The organism is Bacillus sp. SRL543, assembly GCF_984799205.1.
On record NZ_OZ481794.1, the window covers coordinates 436,614 to 457,229 of the forward strand.

General features: G+C 44.7%; 18 protein-coding genes. 14 read left to right on the plus strand and 4 right to left on the minus strand.

Annotation, left to right across the window (positions count from 1 at the left end):
* Nucleotides 1–4: 4 nt before the first annotated feature.
* From AC4E8B_RS02360 to AC4E8B_RS02370, 3 genes are all read left to right on the plus strand, one after another.
* On the plus strand, nucleotides 5–562 hold the full coding sequence (locus AC4E8B_RS02360) for a GNAT family N-acetyltransferase (protein ID WP_490216767.1): 558 nt from the start codon (nucleotides 5–7) through the stop codon (nucleotides 560–562).
* Nucleotides 563–1,177, plus strand: coding sequence for a TetR/AcrR family transcriptional regulator (locus AC4E8B_RS02365; protein WP_490216769.1), 615 nt, complete (start codon nucleotides 563–565; stop codon nucleotides 1,175–1,177). It begins immediately after the preceding gene.
* Between the two features lie 262 nt (nucleotides 1,178–1,439).
* Nucleotides 1,440–2,369, plus strand: coding sequence for a diacylglycerol kinase (locus AC4E8B_RS02370; RefSeq protein ID WP_490219465.1), 930 nt, complete (start codon nucleotides 1,440–1,442; stop codon nucleotides 2,367–2,369).
* Nucleotides 2,370–2,412: 43 nt separating this feature from the next.
* Here AC4E8B_RS02370 and AC4E8B_RS02375 read toward each other — a convergent pair whose 3' ends face one another.
* The gene (locus AC4E8B_RS02375; RefSeq protein ID WP_490216771.1) at nucleotides 2,413–3,747 is read right to left on the minus strand and encodes an FAD-dependent oxidoreductase; all 1,335 of its coding nucleotides are present in this window, start codon (nucleotides 3,745–3,747) and stop codon (nucleotides 2,413–2,415) included.
* 223 nt (nucleotides 3,748–3,970) lie between these two features.
* Here AC4E8B_RS02375 and AC4E8B_RS02380 point away from each other — a divergent pair, with 223 nt between their 5' ends.
* From AC4E8B_RS02380 to AC4E8B_RS02390, 3 genes are all read left to right on the plus strand, one after another.
* Complete coding sequence (locus AC4E8B_RS02380) at nucleotides 3,971–5,596, plus strand: PTS transporter subunit EIIC (protein ID WP_490216773.1); 1,626 nt, start codon at nucleotides 3,971–3,973, stop codon at nucleotides 5,594–5,596.
* Between the two features lie 49 nt (nucleotides 5,597–5,645).
* Entirely contained in the window at nucleotides 5,646–6,968 is a 1,323-nt protein-coding gene (locus AC4E8B_RS02385; protein WP_490216774.1) for a 6-phospho-alpha-glucosidase, read from the plus strand.
* Nucleotides 6,969–7,098: 130 nt separating this feature from the next.
* Nucleotides 7,099–7,908 (plus strand): MurR/RpiR family transcriptional regulator, encoded by an 810-nt coding sequence (locus AC4E8B_RS02390; protein WP_490216775.1) that lies wholly within the window; start codon nucleotides 7,099–7,101, stop codon nucleotides 7,906–7,908.
* Nucleotides 7,909–8,129: 221 nt separating this feature from the next.
* Here AC4E8B_RS02390 and AC4E8B_RS02395 read toward each other — a convergent pair whose 3' ends face one another.
* Together AC4E8B_RS02395 and AC4E8B_RS02400 are read right to left on the minus strand one after the other, a co-directional pair.
* Nucleotides 8,130–8,480 (minus strand): hypothetical protein, encoded by a 351-nt coding sequence (locus AC4E8B_RS02395; protein WP_490216776.1) that lies wholly within the window; start codon nucleotides 8,478–8,480, stop codon nucleotides 8,130–8,132.
* A 116-nt stretch (nucleotides 8,481–8,596) separates the two neighbouring features.
* Nucleotides 8,597–8,818, minus strand: a complete 222-nt coding sequence (locus AC4E8B_RS02400; RefSeq protein ID WP_490216778.1) for a hypothetical protein — start codon at nucleotides 8,816–8,818, stop codon at nucleotides 8,597–8,599.
* A gap of 242 nt (nucleotides 8,819–9,060) precedes the next feature.
* On the opposite strand from AC4E8B_RS02400, the gene rlmD reads away from it, so the two are divergent.
* The 7 genes from rlmD (at nucleotide 9,061) to glsA (ending at nucleotide 17,894) form a co-directional block, all read left to right on the plus strand.
* The gene (gene rlmD / locus AC4E8B_RS02405; RefSeq protein ID WP_490216780.1) at nucleotides 9,061–10,431 is read left to right on the plus strand and encodes a 23S rRNA (uracil(1939)-C(5))-methyltransferase RlmD; all 1,371 of its coding nucleotides are present in this window, start codon (nucleotides 9,061–9,063) and stop codon (nucleotides 10,429–10,431) included.
* A 366-nt stretch (nucleotides 10,432–10,797) separates the two neighbouring features.
* Complete coding sequence (locus AC4E8B_RS02410) at nucleotides 10,798–11,559, plus strand: DeoR/GlpR family DNA-binding transcription regulator (RefSeq protein WP_490216782.1); 762 nt, start codon at nucleotides 10,798–10,800, stop codon at nucleotides 11,557–11,559.
* Nucleotides 11,560–11,894: 335 nt separating this feature from the next.
* Entirely contained in the window at nucleotides 11,895–12,854 is a 960-nt protein-coding gene (locus AC4E8B_RS02415; RefSeq protein WP_490216783.1) for an ABC transporter substrate-binding protein, read from the plus strand.
* Between the two features lie 102 nt (nucleotides 12,855–12,956).
* Nucleotides 12,957–14,510 (plus strand): sugar ABC transporter ATP-binding protein, encoded by a 1,554-nt coding sequence (locus AC4E8B_RS02420; RefSeq protein WP_490216784.1) that lies wholly within the window; start codon nucleotides 12,957–12,959, stop codon nucleotides 14,508–14,510.
* Nucleotides 14,510–15,487 carry an ABC transporter permease subunit gene (locus AC4E8B_RS02425; RefSeq protein WP_490216785.1) on the plus strand — a complete coding sequence of 326 codons (978 nt, stop codon included), beginning with the start codon at nucleotides 14,510–14,512 and terminating at the stop codon, nucleotides 15,485–15,487. The genes AC4E8B_RS02420 and AC4E8B_RS02425 overlap by 1 nt, the downstream gene beginning before the upstream one ends.
* Nucleotides 15,488–15,693: 206 nt before the next feature.
* Complete coding sequence (locus tag AC4E8B_RS02430) at nucleotides 15,694–16,656, plus strand: carbohydrate kinase family protein (protein WP_490216786.1); 963 nt, start codon at nucleotides 15,694–15,696, stop codon at nucleotides 16,654–16,656.
* A gap of 308 nt (nucleotides 16,657–16,964) precedes the next feature.
* Nucleotides 16,965–17,894: a glutaminase A gene (glsA, locus tag AC4E8B_RS02435; RefSeq protein ID WP_490216787.1), complete on the plus strand. Its 930-nt coding sequence runs from the start codon at nucleotides 16,965–16,967 to the stop codon at nucleotides 17,892–17,894.
* A gap of 39 nt (nucleotides 17,895–17,933) precedes the next feature.
* Here glsA and AC4E8B_RS02440 read toward each other — a convergent pair whose 3' ends face one another.
* Nucleotides 17,934–18,824, minus strand: a complete 891-nt coding sequence (locus tag AC4E8B_RS02440) for a TetR/AcrR family transcriptional regulator (protein ID WP_490216788.1) — start codon at nucleotides 18,822–18,824, stop codon at nucleotides 17,934–17,936.
* A gap of 182 nt (nucleotides 18,825–19,006) precedes the next feature.
* Between AC4E8B_RS02440 and AC4E8B_RS02445 the strand changes: the two genes are divergently transcribed.
* A complete protein-coding gene (locus AC4E8B_RS02445; protein ID WP_490216789.1) occupies nucleotides 19,007–20,551 on the plus strand; it encodes a DHA2 family efflux MFS transporter permease subunit in 1,545 nt (514 codons plus the stop codon).
* Nucleotides 20,552–20,616 lie beyond the last annotated feature (65 nt).

Here is a 20,616-nt window from a genome sequence, read left to right on the forward strand (position 1 = left end):
CGTGATGGAAAACTATTTCACAGGGCCGCGGGTCAGTCTGCGGCCTTTTAGAGAAGGAGACAGCACCCATATTTATCAGGCCCTCCTCGATCCTGAATTCAGGAAGCTTACAGGGACACAGACCTTTTTTACAGAAGACAGCCTTGAAAAAGCCTATAAGAATTTTGATGGAGACAAATCGCGGATCGATCTTGTGATAACAGACAAAGAGACAGGAGCTGCTATAGGGGATCTGGCTCTGACGGAAATTGATCATATCAATAAAAATGCCAGCCTCCGGATCGCCCTATATAAAAAAGAGCATTACGGAAAGGGGCTTGGAACGGAGGCTATGTCGCTTCTGCTTCAATATGCCTTTGAAGTGCTCAGCCTTTACCGCGTGTATCTCAATGTGTATGAGTATAACAGCCGCGCCATCAGGGCTTATGAAAAACTGGGATTTGCCAGGGAAGGGGCTTTCCGGGGAGAGCTGCTGTGGAATGGCGTCTATTACGATAATCTGATCATGGGCATCCTCAGGCATGAGTTCAGGCCTATGCGGACAAACAGGGAGGGAAATTGAGTGCCTCCCATTGTATCAGAAGAGTATAAACGGAATAAGAAGAAGGAAATTTTGGCCAGTGCGCTGAGATGCTTTGCCAGGAAAGGCTTCCAGGCGGCATCCATCGACGATATTGTTGCTGAGTCAGGCATCAGCAAGGGTGCCATCTACAACTATTTTAAAAGCAAAGATGATATATATATAACCCTTATGATGGAGCAGACAGAGGAAGCCAATGGCCGTCTTCTAAAGGAAATCGAGGCGCTTGATTCTGCAGGGGCAAGGCTCTCTTATCTTTTTGACCGCTACAGCCGCTCCAGGCCTGATAAAGAGATGAAGGATTATATTGTCGTCCACTATGAATTCACACTCCATTCTTCGCGGAATGAGGAGATCAGCAAAGTGCTGAAACAGCGCGGCAATCAATTCTTTATTAACCTCATCCTCAAAATTGTGGAAGATGGGAAGCAATCGGGAGAGTTTGCTGCTGAAACAGATTCCCGCCTTATTGCCAACATGTTCTGGGTTGTGGTGGACGGTACGAATATCCAGCGCATCCTTTTCGAAGATTTTCCTTCGGATAAAGTATTTCAGACGTTTAAGCAGTTTATGATGTCCTATATTAAAAATGGATGAGGATCAGAGACACCTCACCGGATTATTCCTGAAAATCTGCCGCCGTGCAGGTTTTTATTTTTTCAGCTGCAGTGCAGAAGAAGGATAATTACCGCCAAAAGGGGTATAATGCCAAGGTGCATAATCGAAAAAATAAAGGGTAAAATTATGCTTTTCAAACTGTATGGTGTTAAAATTGGTAAGGAAGCTTATTTCCTATAATAAGGAAAAAGTAATGGACAGTTTTGAATTGAGCGTCAATTTTAATAATAGGATGATGGGTATGAAAAGAGCAAGAATCATTTATAATCCAACCTCTGGACGGGAAATCTTCAAGAAAAATCTGGCTGAGGTGCTGCAGAGGCTCGAGGAAGCCGGCTACGAAACATCGTGCCACGCCACGACCTGTGAGGGAGATGCGACTAAGGCGGCCCGTGTAGCAGTAGAGCGGAAATACGATCTGGTCATTGCTGCAGGGGGAGACGGAACAATCAATGAAGTGGTCAATGGGATGGCCGAGCAGGAGTACCGGCCGAAGCTTGGCATCATTCCGTGCGGCACGACCAATGACTTTGCCCGGGCGGTCCATATTCCCCGCGATGTCCAGACCGCAGTTGATATCATCATACAGGGAGATACCATTCCTGTTGATATCGGCCGGTTCAATGATAAATATTTTATTAACATAGCTGGCGGGGGAAGGCTTACCGAGCTTACGTATGAAGTGCCGAGCAAGCTGAAAACAATGCTTGGGCAGCTCGCCTATTATCTGAAGGGCATTGAAATGCTGCCGTCCATCAAATCTACGGAAGTCAGCATTGAGTACGATGGGAAGCTGTATGAAGGTGAAGCCATGCTCTTTTTGGTCGGGCTCACCAACTCGGTTGGAGGCTTTGAACGCCTGGCCCCGGATGCATCGATCAACGACGGGCTGTTTTCCTTGCTGATCCTGAAAAAGACGAACCTCGCCGACTTCATCCGGATTGCCTCCATGGCAGTAAGAGGAGAGCATATCCATGATCCCCATGTCATTTATACGCAGGCCAACCGCATAAAAGTAACCTCAAGAGAAAAGGTCCAGCTGAACCTGGACGGGGAATTCGGCGGACTGCTTCCAGCTGAATTCGTCAACCTCTACCGCCACCTTGAAGTATTCGTGCCGATCGATAAAATCCGCAAGGAAGACCGGCCGTATGAAACGGTGGAGGAATAAGAAACAGGGAAGAGACTGGGTGTCTCTTCCCTGTTTTTTTGTTTTACAGCACCATGCCATCTTGAACCAGGATTGCCTGGAGCTTTTTAATGTTTATTTCAGAAGGGCTGCATAATGCATTTACGGCCAGAGCGGCTGCTGTGCCTGCTGCTTGGCCAGTAGCCATTGCGCTCGGCGTAAGCCTGGTAGTCGCAAGTGCTTCGTGTGAAGCTGACAGGCAGCGCCCTGCTACCAGAAGATTGGAAACATTCCTCGGTACAAGAGATCTGTACGGGATATCAAAAGAACCATCCCCTTCAATCCAGGCTATTTCCATTCCTTTGCCGCTTGGAGCATGTATATCAATAGGATAGCCGCTTTTGGCAATAACATCGTCAAATTTTCTTCCGGCAGTTACATCTTCTTTAGAAAGGATATATTCTCCCTCTATTCTCCTTGATTCCCTTACCCCAATTTGGGCACCTGTATTAGAAATGGAGGCATTTTCGAAGCCGGGAATCCATTTAGTCAGAAAATCAGCTACCATCAGCACCTGTTTTCGCCCCTCGAATTCTGCTTTGGTCAGGTCGTGGATATTAGTTGCATCCAGATCCTGGACACGGGTCATATTAACAAGAACCTCATCCTTGGCAGGTCCGGTGAAAAAAAGCACCTGATCCCGGTTAATCGGAAGATTGGCTTCTTTCCATTCTTTATAGAAGCCTTGGACAGCAGTCAACGGAAGGACAGGGAGTTCAGAGAATGGCGTCTTTCTGAAGAAATTATCAGGGTTATCAATCATATGCTGTTTAATTTTTTCCAGATCGACTCCGCGCATCCTGAATTTCATGGTAAGCGGCTGTGTTTTTTGATCAGCATCCCGGCCTTTTAGCGTAGAAGCTCCTGACAGGAAGGCGAGGTCTGCATCACCTGATGCATCGATGAACATTTCTGCTGTTATCCTCAGTCTGCCTGATTTTGAAGAAATCTCAAGTGCTTCAATTTTCCCATCTTCTGTAATCGCATGGTCGACAAAGCTGTGCACAAGTAAATCGGCACCAGCTTCTTCAAGCATTTCTGCCGCAAGGACCTTATAGACCTCCGGGTCATAAGGTGTAACACTGTAAACGAAGCCACAGGTATCACGCAGATGGCCTGGTGAAGCTCCTCTGTCTTTCAGCCTCTGTACAATTTCCTCTGCGATTCCTTTAATCACCTGGGTCCCATTCTCTGTATGGAATGTCATCCATGGATAAACACCTGCAATAGTGGACATTCCGCCAAGGAAACCATGCCTCTCGATTAATAGAACGGATTTATTTTGACGCCCGGCAGCTATGGCTGCATTGATGCCTGCAGGCCCGCCGCCGACAACGACGATATCATAATGGATATTCATGTTTGATTCCTCCTGTTGAGAAATTTGTTGTTTATGTCCATTATACTAGCCTAACCTAAGAGGGCTTTCTATGTTTCTGAGGATAGTTGAAACATGTTTCAGTGAAAAGCGCTTACAAAAAACATGTTTCAACTATCCGTGAGCAGCAAAAAACTTGTGATATAGTTATCGATGTTGAAAGCGTATACAGATGATTGCTTGATTTATAAAGGGGGTTCTATGGATGAAAAAGAAGCTACAAAGCTATTTTTCCATGCTGGGGAGATCATTTCTTCTGGCAGTCGCGGTTATGTCATTCTTTGTTTTGCTATTATCCCTGGGCGCTGTATTGAAAAATCCTCACTTTATTGAGGCTGCGCCATTTCTGGGTAGTCCGGCCATCCAGTTCATAGCGAATGTGCTAAGTGAGTCGGGACTCGTTGTTATCCGGTTCATGCCAGTCGTATTTGCCGTCTCGATTGCCATCGGGATGTCTGAGAAAGGCAATAAGGAATTGGCAGCTTTTTCTGCACTGATTGGTTATTTATTTATGATCACATTCTCAAGCTTAGCGATGAGCAGCTTTGGGATGACAATCCGTCCTGACGTTGCCATCGGCGATAACAATATGGTCAGTATTATGCAGACTCTGGATATGAGAAAAAGCATGCAGACGATGGTACTGGGAATCCAGACGATCGACACAGGTGTTTTGGGCGGGGTCATTGTTGGTACAACGGCAGCCTGGGCTACCAGGAGGTTCCGTAATCAATCACTGCCAATGATTTTCAGCTTCTATCAAGGCAAGCACTTTCCTCCAATTGTAACAGGCATAATTTTCATGCTCGTTGGGATCGCCATCCCATTTGTCTGGCCTATCATTGGCGGGGGCATCTATAAGGCGGCACAGCTTGTAACAGGGGCAGGAGTGTTTGGATCGTTCCTTTTCGGATTTATTGAAAGAATCCTCATTCCGACTGGGCTTCATCATGTCTGGTATTCACTTGCCCACTTTACACCTGTTGGAGGGACAAAGGAAATTTGCGGTGAAATATTCACTGGTACGAAAGCCATTACTACCTCTGCTCTAGGGTGCGGCGAATTTACAGGAGATCTTTCTGATATAACTCGTGTCTGGCTGGGCCAGGGGGCTACACCTATTAAAGTATTCGGGGTGCCGGGAGCCCTTTTAGGAATCTACCTGGCAGCGAAAAACAAAAACAGGGCAAAGGTCATCGCCATTTCGGCTGCAAGTGCCTCCTTCTTTGCGGGAGTGACAGAGCCTTTTGAATTCCTATTCATGTTCCTGGCTCCAGGATTGTTTGTTATCCATGCAGCACTGACCGGCCTTTCTTTTGCAGTGCTGGATTTGGTCAATGCCTCGTATCTTGGCGGGAATAACATAATTGAATTGATTTTTAATGGGGTGTTTCAAGGGCATAAATCAACCTGGATTCCTGTCACAATAGTCGGGATTGCCATGTTCTTTATCTATCTTTTTGTTTTCAAATGGTATATTGAAAAATTCAATATCATGACACCTGGCCGTGAACCTGAGGGTGACACTGAGGATGTCTTGAAGGCTGAATTGGAAGCATCAAAGCTTCTAAAGCAAAAAACGGACAAGGATGCAGTGGCGAAGATGCTTATTGAGCATCTAGGCGGAAAAGAGAACATCCGGGACTATACGAATTGTATTTCAAGGCTGCGGGTATTTGTTCATGATTCGGAAAAGGTCGATAAAGAAGCATTGAAGAGACTGCCTGATTCACTCGGTACGTCACAGCCTTCTGAAGAAGAATTCCATATTGTCTTTGGAATGAAAGTATCTGAATACCGCCAGGCGGTTGATCATCAGATCGGAGCATAAGGCAGCAGAAATAGAATTAAAAATACAGCTGAATGAGGTGCGGAATATCATGAAGACATTTAAAATAGCGGTAGCAGGCGGAGGATCTACTTATACACCAGGAATTGCGAAAGCTTTAATGCTTAAAAAGGATGAATTCCCGGTCAGTGAAATCCGGCTGTATGATATCAATGAGGAGCGCCAGGACAAAGTGGCGCTCATTACGGAAAAAGTAGTTCAGGAATTTGATCCTGAAGTGAAAGTAACAGCAACAACTGATCCTCAAAATGCATTTGAAGGCGCGGATTTCATTTTTGCCCAGCTCCGTGTCGGAGGGAATGCGATGAGGGAAAAAGATGAGAAAATTCCTTTCAGCCATGGTGTGGTAGGGCAGGAAACATGCGGGCCAGGCGGCATGGCATATGGGCTGAGGACGATCGGGCCAATGATTGAGCTGTGTGATTATGCCGAAAAATATGCGCCCCAGGCTTGGATCATCAACTATTCCAACCCTGCTGCCATTGTGGCGGAAGCGATCCGCAAAGAGAGGCCTAATGCGAGGATCCTGAATATTTGCGATATGCCGATCGGGATGATGCTGAGAATGGCTGAGATCCTGGACTGTGAAAAAGATGAAATAGAAGTGGATTATTTCGGCCTGAACCATTTCGGCTGGTTCACTGATGTATATGTGAAAGGCGAGAGCAGGATGGCGGAGCTGCGCGAATACATGAGTGAACACGGACTCGTAACACCTGAACAGTCAAGAGATCTTCAGCACTCTGATGTAGATTGGATCAAGGCTCATAAAAATGTGGCCAAGATGCTGCAGCTGTTCCCTGAGTATCTGCCAAGTTCCTATCTTCAATACTACTTAATTCCAAATACTGTTGTCGGGCAAACAGATTCATCTTACACAAGGGCTAACCGTGTAATGGATAATCGGGAAAAGAACCTGTTTGATTCTATTGGCCATCTTGAAGAGACAGGAGAATTCAAGGAAGGATTCAATGTAGGCGTCCATGGCACCTTCATTGTCGATGTAGCCATGTCAATTGCGTACGACCGACGGGAAAGATTCCTGCTGATAGTCGAAAATAACGGCGCGATCCCGAATCTCCCTGATGAAGCGATGGTTGAGATTCCAGCTTATGTAACGAGCAGGGGTCCGGAACCTGTCCGGCTTAAGCCAATCGGCTGGTTTTACAAAGGCCTCATCGAACAGCAGCTCGCCTCTGAAAAGCTGCTGGTAGAGGGAGCACTTGAAGGTTCTTATCAAAAGTCCCTGCAGGCATTCGCCCTTAATAAAACATTCCCTTCTGCAGAAGTCGCACAGACTGTATTGGATGAATTAATAGAAGCCAACAAGGAATATTGGCCAAACCTAAAATAATGACTAAAGGGCTAAGAGCATTTGCTTTTAGCCCTTTCTTTGTTTTTTTCTTGCGTCCGCTTACAATGGAGGCTGGCATAAAGCCTGCTTTTCTGTTTATAATGCTAAATGACAAGGGAGGGTATACATAATGAAGAAACTGCTGATGAATAAAATTCTGGCGACTGTCGGTGACACTATCAATGATACTGAATATGCCATTCTTTTGGACCTTATCGACCGTATCGAAAACCTGCAGAGCTACAGCATCCGGGAAGCAGCGAAAAACAGCTTTGTCTCAACCTCCAGCGTCTCCCGCTTATGTACTAAGCTTGGGCTGAGCGGATACAGCGAACTGAAGTATTATTTAAAGTCGCAATACGACTTTTTGAAGGAGAATCAGGAGGGACGCCATTCTTCTATTAAAAAGACAGCGAACGTCCTGCTTGGAGCTTTCCAGGAAAATTATGCAAAAACAATTGAGCGCATGGAAGAAGCAGAAATGGAGAAGTTTCTCCAGCTATTGATCGATTCTGATACCATCGGTGTGTGCGGCTCAGGCATCTCAGAAATTATTGCAAACTATTTCTCTCAGCGGTTCCAAATCATTGGAAAAAATACCTGGCTTGTTAACGTTAGCGCTCCCGGCGGCATCTACATGAATCAGCTGGCAAAAACACAGCTTATGGTCGTATTCTCCAGATCGGGTGAATCTTCTTATGCTTTAGCAAAAGCAGAGATTGCCAAAAGGCAGGGCATTAAGATTGCCGCAATAACAAGCAGCAGGGAAAGCACATTGGGCAGCCTGGCCGATTTGATTCTCCCCTTATATGGATCTCGCGAGCCGCTGGATGTTTCTTATCATATTACCTCTTATAATTCCATCGCCATCTTATTTGCTGATCTGGTGCTGCAGCTGTATATGAGTGCTGTTCCGAACGAAAAACTCCCCCGGACATAGAAGGAGAGGCTCTTGTTCAAATTGTATGCAGCTGGTCCTGGTTCCCATGATAAAAAGGCGCGGATAACCTCCCGCGCCTTGTCTCATTTATTTAAGCTTTATGTTTGATTAGATCAGTGATTGCGTGGTAAATCTCCATCCCCTGGTAAAGAAACAGAGTAGAAGCCGTTAATGAAAAAGCGCCGATCATTAAGAATCGAATCCACATAATATTGTCCTCCTTATTGTTTGTTTAGCTTTTTGCTGAACAATACAGGAGAACGATCCACATAATTGGATTGATAAAAGACACTTTTCAGGAAAAAATGATGCAGTGCGAAAGCAAGATGGCGGACAGCAAGCAATATCAGGATGCCTGCAAGCACGATATAGAAGGAACTGCCGGGTAATGCAGCAGGTTCGTGTTTTTCATCTGCAGCCAGCTGGAATGATTCCCCGGATTCTCCAAGAAGAAGGGCTGCCTTGCTTTCGTGGACGGGCTGGTGATCCTGATGGATTGGCTGATAATGGACGAACAAAAATGACAGTATTGTCATTAGCAGCAGTGCTGAAACAGCTCTCGCCTTTCTCATCTTCTCACACCCTTCGCCAAATAGAATATTACCATCATATCGCCTTTGTTCATGTTTTAAAACAAAAAAGTTTTGACAAAATCCCCAGTTTTGACGCGAATTGGAGATGAAAAGGTTTACTTTGCTGCTGTATCAAGGGTGGGGGGAATTTTGCATTTTTTTTGTGATGGTGGATGTGATGATACCGGCTTTGTCTGGTAAGAGGAGAGATAATGGGGGCGGTTTATTTGCAGGTTTTGGGATGTATTTGCGAGTTTCGGCATGTATTTGCGACTGTCCCCAGGCTGGAGGTCTTCAGCAATCAGCAGCAAATCGAGGTTATTAGCAACTTTCTCCATATATTAGCAACTTTCCCGTTTTATTAGCAACTTTCTCCATATATTAGCAACTTTCCGTTTTTATTAGCAACTCCCACAATATATTAGCAACTCCACTCCGCCCATCCCCCAAACCCATCCCAGCTCAATGCCAGCCCCGAACTCCCCAAAATCTCCCCCACCTTCGCTTTCCCCCACCCTTTATGGTACAATCTTGCTAGTCAATAAAGCCACGGAAATTAACACAGCAAAGGACGAACGTGATGAAGGGTACTGTTCCAGTTCAGAAGAATGATTATATAGATGTAGTATTTGAAGATTTGACGCATGATGGGGCGGGGGTTGCTAAGGTTGACGGCTATCCTCTGTTTGTGCCGAACGGATTGCCTGGCGAGAAGGCCCAGGTGAAGGTGACGAAGGTGAATAAAGGGTACGGGTTTGGCCGCATGATGGAGATTTATGAGGAGAGCCCCCACCGTGTGGATGCACCATGCCCGATCTATAAGGAGTGCGGCGGCTGCCAGCTGCAGCATCTCAGCTACCAGGGCCAGCTGCTGGCAAAGGAAAAGCAGGTGCGTGATGTGCTCACAAGGATCGGAAAGCTTGAGGATGTGAAGGTTCATCCAGTTCTCGGGATGAGTGAGCCGTGGCGGTACCGGAATAAAGCACAGGTGCCGATCGGCGAGCATGAAGGCGGCCTGATCGGCGGCTTTTACCAGCAGCGCTCCCATCAGATCATCGATATGAAAGAGTGTCTGATCCAGCAGGAAAAAAATGATGAAGTTGTCCAGACGGTCAAAGAAATCTGCGCCAAGTATGGAGTCAGGGCTTATGATGAAGGGCGCCATAAAGGTGAGCTCCGCCACATCATGGCGCGTCATGGCCTTGTGACCGGAGAAGTGATGGTTGTGCTGATTACCAGGACCAACGAGCTTCCAAACCGGAAAAAGCTCACCGAGGAAATTGCGGCCAGCATAAAAGGGATCAAGTCGATCGTCCATAATGTGAACCCGAAGAAAACGAATGTGATCTTTGGCGACGTTACCCGTGTAATCTGGGGCGAAGAAGTGATTTACGATTATATTGGCGATATTAAGTTCGCCATCTCTGCCCGCTCTTTTTACCAGGTCAACCCGGAGCAGACGAAGGTGCTTTACGAGAAGGCGCTCGAATATGCAGATCTGTCAGGCGAAGAAAGCGTCATTGATGCTTATTGCGGCATCGGCACTATCTCTCTTTTCCTCGCCCAAAGAGCAAAGAAAGTCTTTGGTGTGGAAATTGTGCCAGAGGCGATTGAGGATGCCAAACGCAATGCGGCTCTTAACGGGATCACGAATGCCGAGTTTGCCGTAGGGGAAGCGGAAAAGGTCATTCCTGACTGGTATAAAGAAGGAAACCAGGCTGATGTGCTGGTTGTTGACCCGCCGCGCAAAGGCTGTGATGAAGCCTTGCTGCAGACGATTTTGAGCATGAAGCCGAAAAAAGTGGTCTATGTTTCCTGCAACCCGGGAACGATGGCCCGTGATTTAAGGATTCTCGAAGACGGCGGCTATAAAACAGAAGAAGTCCAGCCGGTTGATATGTTCCCGCAGACGATGCATTGTGAAGCCGTGGCAAAGATCGTATTAGCATAAACAGAAGGATTTTATCTTCTATAAGTCTCTTTGGTACTGGTAGGATGCTTCAATCCTTGTACACTGATGCCCAAGAACACACTCATTTCTTCTTGTGCAAAAATATAGTTCATGTTGAAACTGTAATATGCTGCATCAACTTCTAATAATGTTTATATCCCCTAAAAGACTGAATCGATCATGATTCAGTCTTTTCTTTGTTCAATCACAGACTTCTCCTTGTGAAAAAACTTTAATTTTCAGAATTTTTATTGTGTTATGGTAAATAATCACATATAATCAAAAAAGAGCATAAAAGTTCAAATTCACTCAAAAAATGAATGAATTTGATCATATATCTGCAAATAGTTGAGGAGGAATGATTTCTTGTTCGGTATAGAAAGAAAGTCAGCCATCCTAGAATTACTCAACAAGAATGCCAGAGTAGATGTGCAGAGACTGAGCCAGCACTTTAATCTGTCAGAATCGACAATACGAAGAGATTTAAAAGAAATGGAAGAAGCTCAATTGTTAAAAAGGACACATGGCGGTGCTGTATTATACCAAAGTGTGGCATTTGAGCCGACTTACATAGAGAAAGAAGTGCAGCTCCAAAAGGAAAAAAAAGCAATTGCAATGGAAGCTGTAAAATTCATTGAAAACGGTGAAAGTATTTTACTCGATTCTGGAACGACTACTTTTTATCTGGCTAAAGAGCTAAGGCATTTCACCAGCTTACAGGTTGTAACCAATTCAATTCCTTGTGCCAACGAACTAAAAGATGTCCCCGGAATTGAAATTGTATTATGCGGCGGTTTTTTACGCTCCGAAACTTTGGCCCTGGTAGGTCCTTTTGCCGATATGTGTTTGAGTAAAATCCATGTGGACAAATCATTCATTGCTACAAATGGGGTAAATGTTGAGTCTGGGCTAACCACGCCTAATTTGAATGAGGCAACTACAAAAAAACATATGATCGAAAATTCCAAAAAAGTTTTTCTGGTCACAGATCATTCCAAGATAGGCCAGGTGAGCTTTGCTAAATTTGGGGATATACATGACGTAGATTATTTAATAACAGATAGGGCTGCAGCACAGTCAGTTGTGAAGGAAATTGAAGAAGAAGGTATTCATGTCCGTCTGGTGTAATCATGGAAATTTTTGCGGTTAGTGCCCTGAATATTGTAAGCGCTTAAATTGATTAGCGTTTTGATCAGATTTTTTAGGGGGTGAGGCTGATAAGAGGGTCCAATTTGTTTATTGATTGTCCAGGAATTATGAGAACGAAAAAAAAGATGCGATTTAGGCTGCCCACGACCAAATGGAAATAGCCCTAAATCACACCTCTGCTTGAGTATGGCTAAAATTATAAAAATTTTAGCACTCATTTTCATAGTAGAGTATAACAAATCATTTATCAAGATTTGTGTTTTACGTATTAAACTCTTATTCTTCAAAACTAAAATCCGGGGGTTTTCTAAACTATGAAAAACTTAAAAGCTGTAAAGATGCTACTTTTAATTCTGGCTGTATTCTTTATAACTGCCTGCAGCAGTAATGACAGTGTTTCTAACGCTGATAAAAAAGATGATACTGAGAAAAAGCTTAAGATCGGTTTGACAGTCCCGACTTTAGGAAATCCCTTCTTCGTAGCAATGTCCAAAGGGGCAGAGGAAGTAGCTTCTAAATATGATGCTGATGTGATTACAGTAAGTGCAGATCACGACCTTGCCAAGCAAACCGCTCAAATTGAAGATTTCATCACAAAGAAAGTTGATTTAATCCTGTTGAGCCCTTTTGATTCCGCGGGTATCGCCGGTGCTGTCAGCCAAGCAAAAGCAGCAGGCATTCCAGTTGTTGCTCTTGATGGTTTTGCAGAAGGCGGGATAGACACGGTAGTCATGTCTGATAATGTTCAGGCAGGCAGGTTGGCAGCGGAATATCTAGTTGAACGTCTTGACGGAAAAGGAAATATCGTCATTATAGATGGTCCTCCTGTATCAGCAGTAACAGATCGGATTAAAGGCTTTAATGAAGTAATCAGTAAACATAAAGACATTAAGGTTATTGCAAATCAAAATGGCGAGGGCAACCGCGAAAAAGGACTTACAGTTATGGAAGGCATACTGACTGCGAATAAGGATATTGACGCAGTATTTACAATCAATGATGAAGAAGCAGTCGGCGTCCAAATTGCCCAAGAACAAGCTGGACGGCAAGAAGAATTCTTTGTGGTAAGTGTAGACGGAGCGCCTGCTGCGGTTGATGCATTGAAAAAAGGCGGAAGCTTTGCAGGTACTTCAGCGCAGTTTCCTAATCAAATGGTCATTGATGGTGTTGCTTTGGCATTAAAAGTAATTGATGGAGAAAAAGTTGATTCAGAAGTGCTTATTCCAACTGAATTTATTACTCAAGATAATGTTGATTCCTACAGCGGCTGGTAATAGACATCCTCATGTGATTTAAACGAAATATGGTGCTCTGTCAGAGCACTATATTTCTATCCTGGTTAACAGGTTTAAAAAGTAACATAGGGAGTGGCGAATATGGCAGTATCTCAAATGCAAAAGCAAACAAACCGCTTGTCAGAACAATTGCCAATCATGAGGCTGGAGGCGGTGACAAAACAGTTCTCCGGTGTCAAAGTATTGCAGAACGTCCATATAGAACTCCATAAGGGAGAAGTTCATGCATTAATGGGGGAGAATGGTGCGGGAAAATCAACCTTGATGAAAATTATGGCGGGTGTTTACCAGCCGGATGGCGGCACGATTAACTATAAAGGACAGGAAGTTCAGTGGAATAATCCAATGGAGGCCAGAAATAAGGGCATTAGTGTCATTCATCAAGAAATAAGTCTATCTCCTAATTTGTCCATTGGCGAAAATATATTGATGGGTACATCTTTTAAGAAAAATAAGATGGGGCTTATAAAGTGGAATGAAATCTACGAAAAAGCTGAACAGGTATTAAGATCTATTGGATCAACTTTAGATCCCCGGGCGGATGTCTCAACTCTTAGTGTGGCTCAGCAGCAGATGGTTGAGATTGCCCGTGCTCTATCGCTCAACTCTGAAATTCTGATTATGGACGAACCTACAGCATCACTAACGGATAAAGAAATAGATAAGCTTTTCGGCATCATTGAAGAATTGAGGCGAAAAGGAGTCGCAATCGTATATATATCTCATCGTATGGACGAAATCTTTAAAATTTCAGATCGATTCACAGTGCTCAGGGATGGGCAGTGGGTAGCAAGTGGGCCAATTTCAGATACTAACCCCAAGAACTTAGTAAAGCTAATGGTCGGAAGAGAGTTAAATGAGCTGTTTGTAAGGGAAAGAAGCGAAAAATCTTCAAGGCAGGAACACAAACCAGTACTTGAGTTAATAGGAGTCTCAGACAAAAAGTTTGTGCAGAATGTATCGATGAAAATTTATCCTGGTGAAATTGTGGGTTTAGCAGGTCTTGTCGGTGCCGGCAGGACTGAGCTTGTGAGGACCATTTTTGGCTTATCAGAGCTTTCAGAGGGACAAATCATGATAGATGGCAAGCAGGTTCATATAAAGAGTCCGATTGATGCCATGAAGCTCGGCATAGCACATGTTCCTGAAAGCCGAAAGGAACAAGGATTATTGCCTAACTTATCTATAAAGGAAAACATCTTGATGGCAAGATTGTCTTCCTATCGGAAATTTAAAATATTGCAGTATAAAAAAATGAATCAGGATGCAGATCGGTATATGGAAGAGCTGGGCGTCAGAGCTGCCTCCAAAGAACAAAATGTAATGGGTCTCAGCGGCGGTAATCAACAGAAGGTGGTTATTGCTAAATGGTTATCCATTGGACCTAAAGTGCTGCTGCTGGATGAGCCTACCCGCGGGGTTGATATTGGCGCCAAAACAGAGATCCATAAGATTATAAGCAAATTGGCTGATCAAGGGCTTGCTGTATTAATGATTTCGTCTGAATTACCGGAAATTCTGGGTGTCAGTGACCGGATTTTTGTAATGCATGAAGGAAAAATAAGAGCTGAGCTTCCTCGTGACAAAGCTTCGCAAGAAAAAATTATGTACTATGCTACAGGGGAGGTTAAATAATGAATACTAATATACAAACTTCTAGTCCGTCCATAGTTTCAGCCAAGGAGCGTTCAAAACAGATTTTTAACCACTTGGGCATGGTAATCATTCTTGCTCTGTTAATTATAATCATGACAATAATAGCTCCAAATTTTACTGACTCAAGCAATATCTTAAATGTATTGAAGCAAAGTTCAATCACAGCCATTCTGGCAGCCGGGATGACGGTTGTTATTTTAACAGGAGGGATAGATCTATCGGTAGGGTCAACGCTGGCATTAAGCGGGGTAATTTCTGTAATGCTTTCCAACGCAGGAGTTCCGCCAGTTTTTGCTATGTTAGCCGGTGCTGCTGTAGGTTTTGCTGCAGGGGCTATTAATGGGTTTTTTACAGCTGTGCCAAAGCTGCCTGCTTTTATCGTTACTCTTGGAAGCATGACCTATCTGAGAGGTTTGGCATATGTGATTACAGGGGGATATCCAGTCGTATTGGCTTCGGAACAGTTCAAATTTATTGGAGCAGGTGCAATCCTGGGTATTCCGGCCCCGATTTATATTATGGCCATTGTTTATATCGTCATGTTTATAGTCTTGAAATATACCATGTTTGGACGGCATGTTTATGCCATTGGCGGAAATGAAGAAGCAGCGCACCTTACTGGCATAAAGGTGAACCGTACACTTATTAACGTCTATTCAATCAGTGGCTTACTGGCAGGCATCGGCGGTGTTGTAATGGCTGGACGTTTGTTCTCCGGCCAGCCAATGGTAGGAATAGCGTTTGAACTAGATGCAATAGCAGCTGTTGTTCTAGGGGGTACCAGCTTTGTAGGCGGACGCGGAAGGATACAAGGGACGATTGTTGGGGTTTTAATTGTGGCTGTATTAACCAATGGAATGACATTGCTTAATGTCGATTATTACTGGCAGCAAGTTGTAAAAGGAGCCGTCATTGTAATTGCCGTACTGCTTGATAGGCTGCGGGGGAGAACCTGACTTAGGAACCGGGACCTGAAAAAACGAATTGTGCCTGTAAGAGAGGACTGGCGGACTGGTCTATCGCATTAAGGAAGATAGCCGGCGAAGGCTGCTTCCATTGACAGAAGGGCGTCAACATAAAGGGTTGGATTTCTTGCTTTTTATAGAAGCAGAGTCCGGTCCTTTGATCTGCTTCTGAATTTCATAAGCAAGGAGAGAGCCGTATGTATGATGTCACTGCCCTTGGTGAATTATTGATTGATTTAACCCCTTATAGTTCTTATCAGTCAGAAAAGATTAATTATGAACAAAATCCAGGTGGTGCCCCAGCAAACGTATTAGCTGGATTATCTAAATTAGGAAAAAAAACCTGCTTCATTGGTAAAGTAGGGAATGATCAATTCGGCCATTATTTAAAGCAAGTGCTACTTGATGCAAACATAAGCTGTGAAGGTCTGTCTTTTACTGATAAGGCAAAGACAACGCTCGCATTTGTCCATTTGGACGAATCTGGCGACCGCTCTTTCAGCTTTTACCGTAATCCTGGTGCAGATACACAATTAACAGCGGATGACATCAGTGAAAATACCATTATGCAAACAAAAATTTTTCATTTTGGTTCTCTTACACTCACTAGTGAACCTTCCGCCACAACTACTCTGAGAACTGTTAAATTGGCTAAATCCATGGGGAAACTAATTTCCTATGATCCTAATATAAGAATATTGCTCTGGGATGATTTAAATCATGCGAAACATATGATCAAAGAAGGGTTAAAGCACGCAAACATCGTAAAGCTATCAGAAGAGGAATTAAAGTTCATTACAGGAACGGCAAACTTAGATGAAGGAACAAAACAACTTGCTGAAGAGTACGCCACGGATTTAATATTTGTTACTTTAGGAGCTGATGGCTGTTTTTTTCGAAAAGGCACGGACACTGGCAGGATCAGATCCTTCAAAGTTCAGCCGGTTGATACAACAGGGGCAGGCGATGGATTTTTAAGTGGAGTATTGTTTAAGTTTTTGGAAAAAAATAAAGCGGTAGCTGATTTATCTTTCCATGATACAGAAGAAATGATATTGTTTGGAAATGCTGTCGGCGCAATAGTTGCTACAAGGAAAGGTGCAATGTTAAGCATGCCGGGCATGGAGGAAGCAGAGGAAATTATAAAGCATAATAGATAAATTCCTGAAGAATGATGTGAGAAGTGAACCTTACTTAAATGAGCAATTACAAGTAAGTTATTTAATATTATTATTCTCTATTGTGTCCTTTCTGTCAGTTCTTATTGCCGGGAGCAGGATTTTTAGAATGACCGGCGGAAACTTGGATTAGTGCTGCTGGCCATTCAGCATATAGTCTGTACAGATTGGAGCAGCAAAGGGCCCCAAAAAGAAGATCAATAAATAATGTAATCGAGGCAGCCCCCAACCAGGCTGCCTTTTCACATACTTCCAAACACTCTGACCCATACTAAAACCGGTGATGAAAAATGGCATGCCGTTCTAGTGATGAATTGAAGAAATTGGTTGAGGAAGCGCGTAAGGAGACGGTGCACGGAAGGGTGGCCGATTATATCCCGGCGCTTGGGAAGGCAGATCCGGCGGATTTATCCATTGCGATCCAATATCCTGGGGGCGAATGCGTCTTCGCCGGTGATGTGGAAGAAAAGATTACACTTCAGAGTGTGTCAAAGGTGATCAGCCTGGCATTTGTTTTAATAGAAAAAGGCCCTGAATATGTATTCGACCGTGTCGGGATGGAGCCGACGGGTGATCCGTTCAACTCAATTGCAAAGCTTGAGACAACTGCGCCTGCCAAACCGCTGAATCCGATGATCAATGCAGGGGCGCTTGTGGTTACCCATATGATGGCAGGAGATACCGCAGATGAGCGCCTTGGAAAGCTCCTGGATTTTGTACGGAAGCTCGCGGATGATGAAACGATCGGCTATTGCCGGGAGGTGGCACAGTCAGAATTGAGGACAGCCGACCTGAACAGGGCGCTTTGCTATTTCCTGAAGCAGCATGATGTTATCAAGGAAGATGTGGAAGATTTGCTCGAGTTATATACGAGGCAGTGCGCGATTGAGATGAACTGCCTGAACCTTGCGAGAATCGGCCTGGTTTTTGCAATGGATGGAAAAGACCCCCGTACAGGCGAGGAAATCATGCCAAGGGATATCGCCCGGATCTGCAAAACCTTTATGGTGACCTGCGGCATGTATAATGCTTCAGGCGAATTTGCGATCAAAATCGGGATCCCGGCGAAAAGCGGTGTTTCAGGAGGGATCATGGGCGCAGTCCCGGGCCGCTTTGGCATCGGCATTTGCGGACCGGCTCTAGATGAAAGGGGAAACAGCATTGCAGGCATCCGGCTCCTGGAACTGCTGTCGAAGAATTACAGCCTGAGTATGTTTTAATCCAGAATAAAACCCGCTGTGATGCAGCGGGTTTCTGGCTTACGCGGGTTCCATGATCTGATCAAAGAAGGATGAGATGAGCTCCTCCAGTTTTTCAATGTGAAGCGGATTGAACAGGCCGCTTCCTTTAACAGAGAGCATTGTGCTCTCGATCAGGAACCTTCTCGGACTCTTGGATCTAAGAAGTTCTTCCTGGATAAAATCAAGAAGCTCCACATATTTAGGTTCCTCTTTGTTGATGGCCTTTTTCAGCGTGAGGACCGTGTGGTGGAGGTCCTTTTGGAAGCCGGGGTTTGGGTGCCTGCAGTCTGGCGCCCATTTATCAAGAAGTTCCGGCTGAAACAGCTGGTCTTTTGTACCCGACACCTCTTCAACCATTTTCACGATTCTCTTCACACTGTATTGCACCACCTGGTGGATGCTGGCATTCACTTCATTGGCAATGGTGTGGTATTTCAGGTTCTGGTTAAGGATCCCGAGAAAAATGATCGAACAGTCAAGGAGATAATATTTCTTTTCTTCTCCGAACAGGTCGATGAACCGCTGGTACAGCCAGCGCAGCATGCGGAGCTGGCCGCGTTTGATGAATTCCTTCAGATCTTCATCGTTTAAGATGTGGACTTCTTCAAAAAGGGCAATCAGATTGTTCGCGCGGTTCGTCACCAGCTGAAGCTCAATCTGCTGGATGAATATATCTATGTCGGCAGGGTCCTGGCCGATGAGCAGTTCATTGCGTTCTTTTTCCAGCTGGGAATAGATGCTTCTGACCATCTCAATCAGGAGTTCATTCTTGGATGGAAAATAATTATAGAAGGTCCCTTTGGAGATTCCGCTGTAATCCAGGATATCCTGAATGCTGGTGGCCTGGAAGCCTTTATCGATAAACAGCTGGTGTGCCATTTTGATCACATGCTGTTTTCTGTCATTCATAAAATCACCTTTTTTTAGTAGTATACTGCCTGTATAATTTTTATAGTACACCATTTATTATGCCAAAACAAATCCAGTTATTTCAACGAAACTTTTGGATTGCAATCTTTGTACCGATGGTATATGATATGTTTTGTGAAACAGGAGTATAATATATTGGACTTAAAGTATAGGAGGAAAAAATGGAACAAACAATAAATAAAACAGGCAGGCCGCCGTACGGTTTGATAGCGGTTTTGATGATCGGTGCCTTTATTGCTTTCTTGAATAATACGCTCTTGAATATCGCACTGCCTTCCATCATGAAGGAGCTTGAAATCGGGGCATCCACAGTTCAGTGGCTGACAACCGGTTTCATGCTTGTCAACGGAATTCTGATCCCGACAACTGCTTTCCTTATTCAAAAATATTCTGTACGCAAGCTGTTCCTTGCAGCTATGCTTTTATTTACGGCCGGAACTGTGCTGGCCGGTACTGCGCATGTATTCCCTGTATTGCTTGCCGGAAGGATGCTTCAGGCATCAGGTTCGGCTATTCTCATGCCGCTCTTGATGAATGTTATGCTGATCAGTTTCCCGGTTGAAAAAAGGGGAACGGCGATGGGTGTATTCGGACTGATCCTCATGTTCGCACCTGCAATCGGCCCGACGCTGTCAGGGTGGATCATAGAGCATTACGATTGGAGAATGCTGTTCCACTTCATTACTCCGATTGCGGTTGTGGTCTTGCTCGTCGGATTCTTCATGCTGAAGGATAAGAAGGAAAAAGTGAATATCCGCCTTGATTTGCTATCGCTTATTTTGTCCAGCATCGGTTTCGGGGGCATCCTCTACGGATTCAGCTCCGCGGGGGACAAAGGCTGGGATAGCCCGCATGTGTATGTGACGATTACAGTGGGTGTTATCTCGCTGATTATTTTCATCCTGCGCCAGACAAAGCAGGAGCGCCCGATGCTGAACTTTGGGGTATACAAATATCCGATGTTTGCTTTATCATCAGCCATCACGATGGTCGTCAATATGGCACTGTTCTCAGGGATGATCCTGCTGCCGATCTATGTGCAGACACTCCGCGGAATCTCGCCTATGGATGCAGGGCTCCTTCTTCTGCCTGGAGCCATCATCATGGCATTTATGTCGCCTATTACAGGACGATTGTTCGATAAGTTTGGCGGGCGTGTGCTTGCGATTATCGGCCTTTCCATCACGGTGGTAACGACTTACTTGTTCTCAAAGCTAACACTTGATACGACTTATACAAATCTCATCATTCTTTACTCTGTCCGCATGCTTGGGATGTCCATGGTTATGATGCCGGTTTCCACTAATGGCCTTAACCAGCTGCCAGCCAAGTTTTATCCGCACGGGACAGCGATGAATAACACATTGAACCAGGTGTCTGGTGCGATTGGTACGGCATTGCTTGTGACAATCATGTCAACCCGGACGAAAACCCATGCTGAAGAAATTGCTGCTGACGCATTGCAGCAGGCGGCGGGATCTAATGCCGGCGTTCAGCCGACAGAAGCTGCACTTGCGCAAATGGAGCAGCAGATCGGCATTCAGGCTATGCTTGAAGGCATCAATGATGCTTTCCTTGTGGCAACCTTCATTGCAGCTGTTGCCCTTGTGCTTGCCTTCTTCATCAAGCGGGCCAGACCAGCCGAAGAACCGGCCGAAGCAAAGGCTCCACAGGAAAAGGTTTCGCCGAAACTGGCTGAAAACTAATAAAGACAAGGAGAATGTCCAAGGGCATTCTCCTTTTTTAATATATAAAAAAAAGGAAGAGCAGA

Coding starts and splice junctions, on each gene's coding strand:
- AC4E8B_RS02420 (WP_490216784.1), top strand. CDS start 12,957: ATGGCAGTATCTCAAATGCAAAAGCAAACAAACCGCTTGTCAGAACAA.
- AC4E8B_RS02360 (WP_490216767.1), top strand. CDS start 5: ATGGAAAACTATTTCACAGGGCCGCGGGTCAGTCTGCGGCCTTTTAGA.
- AC4E8B_RS02430 (WP_490216786.1), top strand. CDS start 15,694: ATGTATGATGTCACTGCCCTTGGTGAATTATTGATTGATTTAACCCCT.
- AC4E8B_RS02375 (WP_490216771.1), bottom strand. CDS start 3,747: ATGAATATCCATTATGATATCGTCGTTGTCGGCGGCGGGCCTGCAGGC.
- AC4E8B_RS02440 (WP_490216788.1), bottom strand. CDS start 18,824: ATGAATGACAGAAAACAGCATGTGATCAAAATGGCACACCAGCTGTTT.
- AC4E8B_RS02445 (WP_490216789.1), top strand. CDS start 19,007: ATGGAACAAACAATAAATAAAACAGGCAGGCCGCCGTACGGTTTGATA.
- AC4E8B_RS02385 (WP_490216774.1), top strand. CDS start 5,646: ATGAAGACATTTAAAATAGCGGTAGCAGGCGGAGGATCTACTTATACA.
- AC4E8B_RS02390 (WP_490216775.1), top strand. CDS start 7,099: ATGAAGAAACTGCTGATGAATAAAATTCTGGCGACTGTCGGTGACACT.
- AC4E8B_RS02395 (WP_490216776.1), bottom strand. CDS start 8,480: ATGAGAAAGGCGAGAGCTGTTTCAGCACTGCTGCTAATGACAATACTG.
- AC4E8B_RS02425 (WP_490216785.1), top strand. CDS start 14,510: ATGAATACTAATATACAAACTTCTAGTCCGTCCATAGTTTCAGCCAAG.
- AC4E8B_RS02370 (WP_490219465.1), top strand. CDS start 1,440: ATGAAAAGAGCAAGAATCATTTATAATCCAACCTCTGGACGGGAAATC.
- rlmD (WP_490216780.1), top strand. CDS start 9,061: ATGAAGGGTACTGTTCCAGTTCAGAAGAATGATTATATAGATGTAGTA.
- AC4E8B_RS02380 (WP_490216773.1), top strand. CDS start 3,971: ATGAAAAAGAAGCTACAAAGCTATTTTTCCATGCTGGGGAGATCATTT.
- AC4E8B_RS02415 (WP_490216783.1), top strand. CDS start 11,895: ATGAAAAACTTAAAAGCTGTAAAGATGCTACTTTTAATTCTGGCTGTA.
- AC4E8B_RS02400 (WP_490216778.1), bottom strand. CDS start 8,818: ATGGAGAAAGTTGCTAATAACCTCGATTTGCTGCTGATTGCTGAAGAC.
- glsA (WP_490216787.1), top strand. CDS start 16,965: ATGGCATGCCGTTCTAGTGATGAATTGAAGAAATTGGTTGAGGAAGCG.